The following is a 10,409-nucleotide window of genomic DNA, read 5'->3' on the forward strand; positions in this document are numbered from 1 at the left end:
GAGCAGATGTAAGAGTTGGAAGTTGCAAATGTCTGCTTAATCAGCAGACACTAATTACAGTAAAAAATACATAGAAAAGTATTTGCAGGAATTATGATTGTGGATACTCTGAAAGAAATAGCCGCTTATATAGGAATAAATTCTAAGAAGGCGATGATTACTGTAGAATTTTATATTTTTGTAGAGAATATTATTTATGAAGTATTATTACCGTCTGAAATGTGTGCGACAGGCATTTCTAGATTTTATGGAATTCAATTCAGTGTTTATTGAATTACCAGTGCATGAAGCAAAAGCAGTCAACGAAAATACTATCATTTCTACAGTAGCTGCCATTATGCGTGGAGCCAACTGTAAAACAAATTGTATTTTAAATGGAAATCCACTATACTAAAGGAAGGATGATTAGTATAATGGATTTTTGTTATAATAGGGTTTTATAGGTGGGAGGTTATCATGGCAAGGACAGTTGGGATTGGAATACAGGATTTTGAACAAATTATTACAAATCATTGTTTTTATGTAGATAAGACAGATTTTATCCGGGAGTGGTGGGAAAGCAAGGATAGTGTGACACTGATTACCCGTCCTCGCCGGTTTGGAAAGACGTTGAATATTAATATGCTGGAACACTTTTTTTCGATAGAGCATGCCGGGAGAGAGGATTTGTTTGAGGGACTTTCTATCTGGCAAGAGGAGAAATATCGGAAGATGCAGGGGACATATCCTGTGATTAGTCTGTCCTTCGCAAATGTTAAGGAGCACAATTATGAGGATGCCAGAGAGAAAATCTGTCAGCTTTTGATTAATCTTTATGTGAAATATTCTTTTATTTGGGAAAGCGAGATTTTTACAGAAAAGGACAGGGAATATTATGATCGTGTTTCTGTTGGTATGAGTGACAGTACAGCGACGATGGCATTATATCAGTTATCTGAATATCTGCATCGATATTATGGAAAAAAGGTACTTATTCTTCTTGATGAGTATGACACTCCAATGCAGGAGGCATATGTAAACGGCTACTGGGAGGAGCTGGTATACTTTACAAGAAGTATGTTTAACTCTGCCTTTAAGACGAATCCTTATCTGGAGCGTGGGATGATGACCGGTATCACAAGGGTTAGTAAGGAGTCGATTTTTTCAGATTTGAATAATTTAAAGGTAATAACAACGACTTCGGATAGATATGCGACGGCCTTTGGTTTTACCGAGCAGGAGGTTTTTGCAGCCTTAGAGGAATTTGGGTATGCAAAAGAGAAAAAAGAGATAAAGCGGTGGTATGATGGCTTTATTTTTGGGGAACATGCAGATATTTATAATCCATGGTCGATATTAAATTTTCTGGATACAGGAAAGTTGGATACCTACTGGGCAAATACCAGTGCAAACAGTCTGGTAGGGAAGCTAATCCGGCAGGGAAGCCGGCGGATTAAAATTACCTTTGAGGAGCTTTTAAAGGGCAATGTAATCAGCCATCCAATTGATGAGCAAATAGTATATAACCAGCTGGACAATAATGAGGAGGCTATCTGGAGTCTGCTTCTGGCCAGTGGTTACCTCAAAGTGCTAAGGCATGATGAACAGCCAGAGCTTTGGGAAGGGGATAGGGAGGTCATGTATGACCTGGCCCTTACAAACTATGAGGTTTATCTGATGTTCCGCGGCATGGTGCAAAGCTGGTTTACCAGAACTGGGGCGGATTATAATGATTTTGTGGAAGCTTTGCTTTTAGGAGATACCGAGGCTATGAATGAGTATATGAATCGTGTGACAGTACAGATATTCAGCTATTTTGACACGGGAAAGAAACCTTTTTCAGAGCCGGAGCGTTTTTACCATGGCTTTGTGTTGGGCCTGATGGTGGAACTGAGTGAGGAATATGTGATAACGTCGAACCGGGAAAGCGGCTTTGGCCGATACGATATTATGATAGAGGCAAAGGATAAGGGGAAAGAGGGATTTATTTTGGAGTTTAAGGTGCATAATCCGAGAAGGGAAGAGTCGCTGGAGGATACTGTTGAGTCAGCTCTTACCCAGATAGAGGAAAAGCAATATGTGGCGGCTTTGGCAGCCCGGGGGATTGCAGAGGATAAGATTAAAAAATATGGTTTTGCCTTTAAAGGGAAAAGGGTATTGATTGGAGAAAAATATGAATAATATGATAACAACCATTATTTTTGACATTGGAAATGTTTTAGTAGACTTTTGCTGGGAGCCATATTTTAAAAGCTTTGGATTTTCTGAGGAAATATTTGAAAGGCTTTCGGAAGCTACCGTACACACCCCAGACTGGGCAGAACTGGACCGGGGTGTTTTGACAGAAGAAGAGGTAATACAGAGATTTATAAGGAGAGCTCCGGAGCTGGAAGTGGAAATCCGAAGAGTATTTGAGAATGTAAGTGGAATCCTTCACCTGAGAGACTATGCGGTTTCCTGGATACAAAGGCTTAAAAAAGAGGGCTATCGGGTTTTGGTACTGTCCAATTTTCCTGAAAAAATGCTGAGAGACTGTGCGGAGGATATGATTTTTTTGAAGGAAACAGACGGTGGAATCTTATCCTACCAGGAGAAGCTGATAAAGCCTATGCCGGCGATTTATTGGACTCTGCTTGATAGATACGGGCTGGAGGCTGAGGAATGTGTATTCATTGACGATACACCGGTTAATATTGAGGCAGCCAGGAGGCTGGGGATTCATGGGATTATTTTTGAAAGCCAGGATCAGGTGGAGAAAGAGCTTGCACAATTTTTTATTGACAGATTTGAAGTGCTGAAATTATAAAAGATATTATTTTTATGCCACAGTTTCACTTTCATAATCTTCATGGAGATATGGAAGGATTATTTGCTGTGGATGTAAAAAGTAGGCGTGATAAATGGAGAATTATTCTTTGCCCACTAGATGAAAAGGAAGAAGAATTTACGCCTTGCTATTGATGATAGTGGACTTACACAAGAAGATTTTGCAAAACGTTTAAATACGACACCTAAGAATTTGAGTATTTTGATAAGAGGTGAGCAAAGCCTGTCGATTGATATTGCTGCTAAGCTTTCTAGAATGCTTGGTACGACAGTTGCTTATTGGCTTAATCTTCAGCAGAATTATGATGCTATGCAGGCAGAGTTTATCTCTGATGAAGAACTGATAAGAGAGAGAAGTGTTTAAACTTATTGACTATAAATATTTTAAAGATAATTTTGGATTCCCTGATTTGTCAAGAAATATTGATGAACAAATTAAGTATGTGAGGGAATTTCTTGGTGTTTCTTCATTGAATGTGCTTAAAGAAGAGGACTTGGCGGTAAACTTCCGAAGTTATTCTGAAAATTTAAGTGAATCTAATATCATCAATGCAAATGTAATGGTACAAATTGCAATTAATAGAGCTTTAAAAACTGAAGCACCTAAATTCAATAAGAAAAAATTTGAGAATGCAATAGAATATGCATTGACGCAAACATGTAATCATGCTGGCTTTTTTCCATTGATTAAAAAGGCATTTCATGAAGCTGGCGTTGTTCTGGTAGTACTTCCGAATTTAAGTAAATCAGGTATTAATGGTGCGACAAAAAAAGTAGATGGAAAAATATGATGAATTCATTTAAGGAAAGTGTATTGTCGTCTAAATTAAGGCATAAATATAAAATTTCAATTGGAAAAAATCAAACTTCTTAAATCAGGGTATCAATAGAAAAAGGGGCAAATCGCCCCTTTTTTCTTTGATAGGAAAGCCTATTCTATTTCACCACTACTACCAGCTGCGTTCTTTGCAGCTCACTGCTTTTGTTATCTCCAATCTCATAATATTGAAGCGTAACGGTATAGGTTCCGGCAGCAGCAGTTTTGGCAGCTGCTGTGCTGGAATCCCAGTATCCGGCAGCCAGGATAATCTGGTTGTCCTCCGGGTAGATTTTGCGTGCCTTGGAGGATGCTTTTGCTGTTAAATCATCGCTGTGCCAGCCTGCATCGGACTGGACAGAGGCACTTTGGAGAGTAGCGTAGCCTGCAAAGATACCGTTGACATAGCGGGCCAGGCGGAGCTTAAAGCAAAGAGGCTCAGAGCCGGCAGTCAGAGTGCTGGTATCCAGGGCGATGGTATTTGTTTCTGGCAGATAAGTTTCAATGCCATTGGCTGGAACGGCCTGTACAGTCACCTGGAAGGAGGCTGTCAGCTGGCTGCCGCCAACGAGAAGCTTCAGTGTATAGGTGTAGGTGCCTGGCTGGGCACCCTGAGCCTGAAGCTTTATTTCTCCGGTAGAGCTGTCATAGCGGGCAAGGATGGCCTTGCCATCTTTTTCCTTAAGCTCGGCGATGGCAGAGGCTAGATTGACCGCATTGTGGTATTGGTCATAGGCTGTGACCTGTATGGAAGCACCATAGTCCTCCTCGGAGACGTTGGAGAGGGTGACATTGGACTTACTTAGGACTAGCTGGGCTGGTGAACGCCTTGGAAGTACGGTAACTATTACCTTGTAATAGACCTGTTTGTTATTGACGGTACAGGATACGCTAAGGGTTGCAGTACCAGCCTTTTTCCCTGTCAGCTTGCCATCACTCGTAATCGTTAAAATGCTGGTGTCCAGAGAAGAATAGTATGGATTTTTAAAGTCTACCGAAGCCTTATTTTCATCATAGAGCTCAAAATGAAAATAGGCTGTGTCACCCAGGTAAAAGCTTGTCTCGGAAACGGTACCTGATCTGTCAAAAACAGGATTTTCTGTAGTGCTGGTAATCATTGTACGGATACCGGAGGAGCCTTCGGCCACGCACATAATGTTGGCATTGACAGTAAAGGTTTCTTCAGAGGTATGGCAGGTCATGATAACAGAAGCATATTCACCGAGGGTGTTCATCTGAAGGCTGCCACTGGAGGTCAGATAGCCGTTTGGCACAACTCCGTCAAAGGAAACCATATGTTTATAAGCAGAGGTGACATCCACGCCATTTTGGTCGTATAGGATAAAATCAATATTTTTATAGGTGTTAGCAGGAACCTGGGTAGTCAGGATGACACCGGACACCGGCTGGCCGCTGCTGGCGGTAATAGTACTGACAGGAGAACCCTTGTAGCTGAGCTGGTAGACACCTTTATTTGTAAGACTATTGTAGGCTTTGATATAAGCTGTTTTCCCATCTTCAGATAAAGAAAGCTCCTTTAAGGAAACTAAAGAACCGGTGGAGCTTAAGCTGCTCGTACTGTCGGCAATGCCCAGATAGGACAGGCTGAAATCAGAGAGAACAAGCTCAGACTTCATATTTCCACTAAAAGAAACGGCAATTGTATCACGGGCAGTCTGCCGGGCAGATAGGAAGGTGCTGCCAACAGTAGCAGTGATTTTAGCAGTGGAAAGGATTTGGCTGCTTGCTCCATTTTTTGTATAGGCACAAATGGTAAAGCTTCCGTTGGTTGTCGGCGTCCAGATACCCTCTGAGGTAATCTGCCAGGAGCAGTCGCTGCCGGACTGGTCGGTAACGCTCCAGTACAGCTGGCTGGTTGCGTTGGAAGGAGAAATTGCGGCATCAAAATCATAGCTCTTACCGGTAGAAAGACTGGTAAGGCTGTCAGTTATTTTTGTAGTTTTAATGCGGAGGGAGGTAGAGCTGACCTTCAGGGTGACGCTGTCAGACAGCTTTTTCACAAGCTTATTGTTTTTATCGTACACCTTAGCGGTCAGAGTTACCTTTTTATTTTTTGCTGTCATGGAGCCAAGAGTATCTACGGTCACCTGATTAGAGATACGCCTGCCAGTCACAGGGGTGCTTTTTTTCTTAAAAGAAACATAGGAGGCCCCTGCTCCTGATTTACTCCATTTGACGGTATATCCCTTCTTCAGGTTCTTTATTGTATAGAGGTAGGTGCCATCCCCACTGCCGTTTTCATAGAGAGAGCTTCGTTTTGTTACAAAGGCTGGTGCTTCGGCTGCAGCAGCTTTTGTAGCAGGGAAAAGACTGGCAGTAGGAGCTGTCAGGGCTCCGGGAATCATTCCGCCTGCCAGTGAAAGAAACAATATGCTGGTGCTCAAAAGGTTCTTTAAGGAGTGTTTTTTCATAGAGCAATTCATCCTTTCCAAACAAAAAAATCATCTATCTCTATCATAGATGATTTTTTTGCTTCTGGCAATCAGATTAAGAATATTGTAACAATATTGTAAGGATTAGCGATCCCATTTATCACAGAGGGAGTTAATCTGGTCAGCAAATTTAGCCAAATCCTTGTTGGCACCGCCCTCGTTGTGGCGGATAACTGCCATAAGCCTCTGACCGGCAGCCACAAGCCGCTGGAAGACATCGGATACACGGCCGCTGTCCTTCTTTTTCTTCTCTACCGGGATGCGTAAGCCCTCTTTTATCCATGCGTTAGAGGCCAGGTCGAACTCTGCACCGCTGTAAGGAGCTGCGGTGTTATAGCCGTAGGTATCCTTTAAAAGGGTAGCAAAGGAATCACAGACGGTATCTTCTCCGTGGACGATAAATACCCGTTCTGGTTTTTTCTGAAAGCTTCTGAGCCAGTGAATCAGGCCTTCACGGTCTGCATGGCCGCTGATACCGTTAAGGCGGCGGATTTCGGCACGGACAGTAATTTCCTCACCAAAGAGATGGACAGTCTCGGCACCGTCCAGGAGGCTGCGGCCCAGACTTCCGACGGCCTGGTAGCCTACAAAGAGGATGGTACATTCCTCACGCCACAGGTTGTGCTTCAGGTGATGGCGGATACGGCCGGCCTCGCACATACCGGAGGCAGAGATGATAACCTTTGGTGTTGTATTAAAGTTAATCTGTTTCGATTCATCGCTGGTGATGGAGCTTTTTAAGCCCGGGAAGCCGATTGGATTGATGCCCTGGCGGACTAAAGCAAGGGCTTCCTCATCAAAGCAGCTGCTTTCGTTTCGGTTAAAAATTGTCGTAGCCTCGATAGCAAGCGGGCTGTCGACATAGACCTCAAAATTATCGTGCCCCTTTACCAGCTTTTGTTCCTTAATGGTACGAATGAAATACAAAAGCTCCTGGGTACGGCCAACGGCAAAGGAAGGGATGACGAGATTGCCGCCGCGGTCCATTGTCGTCTGGATAATCCCGGCAAGCTCCTTTACATAGTCAGGATGTTCACCGTGGCTACGGTCACCATAGGTAGATTCCATAACCACATAGTCTGCAGTATCGGTTGACTGCGGATTACGAAGGAGAGGCTGGTTATTATTTCCGATATCGCCGGAGAAAACAATTTTTTTCTCCTTGTCGGCCTCCTTCAGCCAAAATTCAATGCTGGCTGAGCCAAGGAGATGACCAATATCGGTAAACCGTGCTTCTACACCTTCGCAGATAGAGATACGGCTGCCATAAGGGCATGGAACGAAGTTTTTAATGACACCCATGGCGTCCTCCATCGTATAGAGCGGGACATAGTCCTCCGCACCGGAACGGCGGCCCTTACGGTTACGCCATTCTGCCTCTGCCATCTGGATATGGGCACTGTCACGGAGCATAACGTTACACAGGTCTGCTGTCGCTTCGGTACAAAAAATCTGTCCCCGGAAGCCTCTGGCATATAAAAGCGGCAGAAGACCAGAATGATCAATGTGTGCGTGAGTTAAAAATACATAGTCAATATCTGCTGCATTTTTTGGAATATCCTGATTTACCAGGGTGTCAATCCCCTGCTCCATACCGTAATCTACCAGTATATGCCTGTTATTCACCTCCATGTAATGACAGCTGCCTGTCACCTCATGGTCGGCCCCAACAAATACGAGCTTCATAAGCAACGCCTCCTAAAATTTTCTTATCTCTATTTTACCACAAACAGGAGGCTTTCGTCTATGATTATTTACGGTTTGCCGGCTCAATACTGATAGATTTCCCTTTAATCGAAGCATGCTTCATCGCCTGGATGACTTCGGAGGCATATTCCTTTGGAACCTCGACAAAGGTGTATTTATCGTACATATCAATAGTGCCTACCAGCTTACCTGGAATACCACTTTCCCCGGCAATGGCACCTAAGATATCTCCAGGCTTCACCTTCTGCTTTTTACCAATGTTGATGAATAGGCGAACCATGCCGTATTCAGCACCGGTATTTTCAAAATCATCTGCCGTTATCTGGGATGGGTCATGGTCATCACCCATAGCCATTTTAAGGAAGGCAGCAGCGACATCTAAGGAGGTGTAATCCTCTTCATTTACCTTGGCTTCAATCATATCAATAAATGGTTTTAAATCCACATTTTCGATAATATCATTGACCTGACCAAGAATTTTTTCTGCAATAATGCTGCTGACATCATCAAGAGTGGGGATTGGCCTGGCGATAATCTTGGTTTTGCAATGTCGCTGGATGTCCTTCAGCTTGTAGACCTCCTTGCCGACAACGAAGGTAAATGCCATACCAGCTCTGCCTGCACGGCCGGTCCGGCCAATACGGTGAACGTAATATTCGTCCTCCTGAGGCAGGTCGTAGTTAAATACGGCTTCTACATCATCTACATCAATTCCACGGGCGGCTACATCGGTAGCGACTAAAATATCGGTTTTTCCATCCCGGAACTTTTTCATAACCCGGTCACGCTGCTGCTGCTTCATATCGCCGTGGAGCCCCTCGGCAAAATAGCCTCTGGCCTGAAGTCGGTCTACCAGCTCGTCTACTCCTTTTTTTGTGTTGCAGAAAATCAGGGACAGCTTTGGTGAATACATATCCAGAAGTCGTGTCAGAGCTTCTTCCTTATTTCTCTTTTTTACTTCATAGTAATATTGCTCAATCTTTGGAACAGTCAGCTCCTTTTTTACAACCCGTATGATCTCTGCGTTTTTCTGGTATTTTTTTGTAATATCCAGAATCGGTTTCGGCATAGTAGCGGAGAATAAAACGGTCTGGCGTTCTTCCGGCATATCATTTAAAATGGTTTCAATGTCCTCGCGGAAGCCCATATTAAGCATTTCATCAGCCTCATCAAGAACAATCATTTTTACGTCTGGAAGCTTCAGGGTATGACGACGCATGTGGTCCATGACGCGGCCTGGAGTTCCGATGACAATTTGGATGCCTGATTTCAGGGAACGAATCTGATTGGAGATATTTTGTCCTCCGTAGATAGGTAAAACCTTGATTCCATGCATGAATTTTGCGAGAGAACGGATTTCATCAGCTACCTGGATGGCAAGCTCTCTGGTAGGACACAGGACAACTGCCTGCAAATGCCTGTTTTTAGGATCTATCTTTTGCAGAAGCGGGATGCCGAAGGCGGCGGTTTTTCCGGTTCCTGTCTGTGCCTGGCCGATAACGTCACAACCTTCCATGACTACCGGAATAGCCCGTGCCTGGATAGGAGAGGCGGCTTCAAAGCCCATTTCTTCTACTGCCCGCAGGATTCTGGTGTCTAAGTTCAATTCTTCAAATGTAATTGTTTCCATAAAAGTCCTTTCTTATTTGTTAAACGGTAACTTGTGCAGTATACCGTATCAGAATGGGAATTGTCAAGGAAAAGCATTGAAACTGGGGAAACAATTTGTTAAACTATATATTAAGGAGGCTGGGGAATGAGTGACTTAGTTTTACAGGGAAATTTAAAACGTCTGCGAAAATACAATGGATATACCCAGAAACAGTTAGGTGATTATCTGGGAATTACAAGACAGGCATATACTCATTATGAGTTGGGGGATCGTGTTCCGAATTACGTTGTGCTGGCGAAGCTTGCGGAGTTTTATAAGGTTAGTGTTGATGAGCTTCTGTCATCGGAGGAGGAAACCAGCAGGCTGAAAAAGGAAGAAATGGAGTCTCCATACCGTTATTTGCCGGAGAGGGAACGTCGCTTGATAGAGATGCTTCACGAATTGTCAGAGGAGGAACAGGAGGATCTGATTATCTATCTGAAGCGAAAGGTTGGTAGAAATAAAGAAAGAGAGGATAGGAAGAGTGGAAGAAGTAATGAAATGGAAGGAAAAGGGAGAAGCTCTGTTAAAAAGCGGTGATGCGAGGGAGGCTTACCGTGCTTATGCAGAGGCTATTTATCTGACCGAGAAGAGAAATGTAGGGAAAGCACTGAATGATATTGATGCCTGGATTGAGGAAATTTACGAAAATCCGGAATATGACAGGGAAAGCCTGGGCGTGATGGAGCTGATTCGTAATCTGTATCTTCATAAGGCTAAGATATATGGAAGGATTGACCACTATACCGAGTCCCAAAAGGCTCTGGCGTTAGCCGGATATGAGTATACCGGGGCTGGCATATCCTCAAAAATCTTAAGATATATTGAAGAAATTGAAAAAAGAAGGAACGACACAAATTTAAGGGAGAAAGAATGAAATATATTAAAACATTTCTTGCAGAAACCGTAATTATTATCCTGAATCCGTGAAGTTCACCCTTTTTTACAACCAACTCCTAAAATGGAACTGATTGAC

Annotated in this window: 10 protein-coding genes; 7 read left to right on the forward strand and 3 right to left on the reverse strand. The window is 43.4% G+C overall.

The genetic code is table 11. The features are described 5' to 3' along the window. Positions 1–196 precede the first annotated feature (196 nt). The 5 genes from ASU35_RS19535 to ASU35_RS20390 all read left to right on the forward strand — a co-directional run bounded on the left by ASU35_RS19535 (position 197) and on the right by ASU35_RS20390 (position 3,596). Complete coding sequence (locus ASU35_RS19535; protein ID WP_147525483.1) at positions 197–394, forward strand: hypothetical protein; 198 nt, start codon at positions 197–199, stop codon at positions 392–394. 62 nt (positions 395–456) lie between these two features. Further along, positions 457–2,160: an AAA family ATPase gene (locus ASU35_RS17265; protein WP_058354206.1), complete on the forward strand. Its 1,704-nt coding sequence runs from the start codon at positions 457–459 to the stop codon at positions 2,158–2,160. Next, positions 2,153–2,785 (forward strand): HAD family hydrolase, encoded by a 633-nt coding sequence (locus ASU35_RS17270; protein WP_242861316.1) that lies wholly within the window; start codon positions 2,153–2,155, stop codon positions 2,783–2,785. The genes ASU35_RS17265 and ASU35_RS17270 overlap by 8 nt, the downstream gene beginning before the upstream one ends. Before the next feature lie 120 nt (positions 2,786–2,905). Then, a complete protein-coding gene (locus ASU35_RS20385) occupies positions 2,906–3,169 on the forward strand; it encodes a HigA family addiction module antitoxin (RefSeq protein ID WP_058354207.1) in 264 nt (87 codons plus the stop codon). Beyond that, complete coding sequence (locus ASU35_RS20390; protein ID WP_058354208.1) at positions 3,162–3,596, forward strand: hypothetical protein; 435 nt, start codon at positions 3,162–3,164, stop codon at positions 3,594–3,596. The genes ASU35_RS20385 and ASU35_RS20390 overlap by 8 nt, the downstream gene beginning before the upstream one ends. Positions 3,597–3,741: 145 nt before the next feature. On the opposite strand, the gene ASU35_RS17285 is transcribed toward ASU35_RS20390, so the two are convergent. From ASU35_RS17285 to ASU35_RS17295, 3 genes are all read right to left on the reverse strand, one after another. After that, on the reverse strand, positions 3,742–6,054 hold the full coding sequence (locus ASU35_RS17285) for a hypothetical protein (RefSeq protein ID WP_058354209.1): 2,313 nt from the start codon (positions 6,052–6,054) through the stop codon (positions 3,742–3,744). Between the two features lie 105 nt (positions 6,055–6,159). Further along, positions 6,160–7,761 carry an MBL fold metallo-hydrolase RNA specificity domain-containing protein gene (locus tag ASU35_RS17290; protein WP_058354210.1) on the reverse strand — a complete coding sequence of 534 codons (1,602 nt, stop codon included), beginning with the start codon at positions 7,759–7,761 and terminating at the stop codon, positions 6,160–6,162. Between the two features lie 64 nt (positions 7,762–7,825). After that, positions 7,826–9,412 (reverse strand): DEAD/DEAH box helicase, encoded by a 1,587-nt coding sequence (locus ASU35_RS17295; protein WP_058354211.1) that lies wholly within the window; start codon positions 9,410–9,412, stop codon positions 7,826–7,828. A 126-nt stretch (positions 9,413–9,538) separates the two neighbouring features. On the opposite strand from ASU35_RS17295, the gene ASU35_RS17300 reads away from it, so the two are divergent. Then, positions 9,539–9,973, forward strand: a complete 435-nt coding sequence (locus ASU35_RS17300; RefSeq protein WP_058354212.1) for a helix-turn-helix domain-containing protein — start codon at positions 9,539–9,541, stop codon at positions 9,971–9,973. Further along, the gene (locus ASU35_RS17305; RefSeq protein ID WP_058354213.1) at positions 9,930–10,310 is read left to right on the forward strand and encodes a hypothetical protein; all 381 of its coding nucleotides are present in this window, start codon (positions 9,930–9,932) and stop codon (positions 10,308–10,310) included. The genes ASU35_RS17300 and ASU35_RS17305 overlap by 44 nt, the downstream gene beginning before the upstream one ends. The last annotated feature ends 99 nt before the right edge of the window (positions 10,311–10,409 follow it).

The sequence above is a fragment of the Acetivibrio ethanolgignens genome (assembly GCF_001461035.1).
Taxonomy (GTDB): domain Bacteria; phylum Bacillota; class Clostridia; order Lachnospirales; family Lachnospiraceae; genus Velocimicrobium; species Velocimicrobium ethanolgignens.

Bases quoted from the DNA above. Each gene is read 5' to 3' on its own strand.
- ASU35_RS19535 (WP_147525483.1), top strand. From the start codon at position 197: ATGAAGTATTATTACCGTCTGAAATGTGTGCGACAGGCATTTCTAGAT.
- ASU35_RS17265 (WP_058354206.1), top strand. From the start codon at position 457: ATGGCAAGGACAGTTGGGATTGGAATACAGGATTTTGAACAAATTATT.
- ASU35_RS17270 (WP_242861316.1), top strand. From the start codon at position 2,153: ATGAATAATATGATAACAACCATTATTTTTGACATTGGAAATGTTTTA.
- ASU35_RS20385 (WP_058354207.1), top strand. From the start codon at position 2,906: ATGAAAAGGAAGAAGAATTTACGCCTTGCTATTGATGATAGTGGACTT.
- ASU35_RS17285 (WP_058354209.1), bottom strand. From the start codon at position 6,054: ATGAAAAAACACTCCTTAAAGAACCTTTTGAGCACCAGCATATTGTTT.
- ASU35_RS17290 (WP_058354210.1), bottom strand. From the start codon at position 7,761: ATGAAGCTCGTATTTGTTGGGGCCGACCATGAGGTGACAGGCAGCTGT.
- ASU35_RS17295 (WP_058354211.1), bottom strand. From the start codon at position 9,412: ATGGAAACAATTACATTTGAAGAATTGAACTTAGACACCAGAATCCTG.
- ASU35_RS17300 (WP_058354212.1), top strand. From the start codon at position 9,539: ATGAGTGACTTAGTTTTACAGGGAAATTTAAAACGTCTGCGAAAATAC.
- ASU35_RS17305 (WP_058354213.1), top strand. From the start codon at position 9,930: ATGAAATGGAAGGAAAAGGGAGAAGCTCTGTTAAAAAGCGGTGATGCG.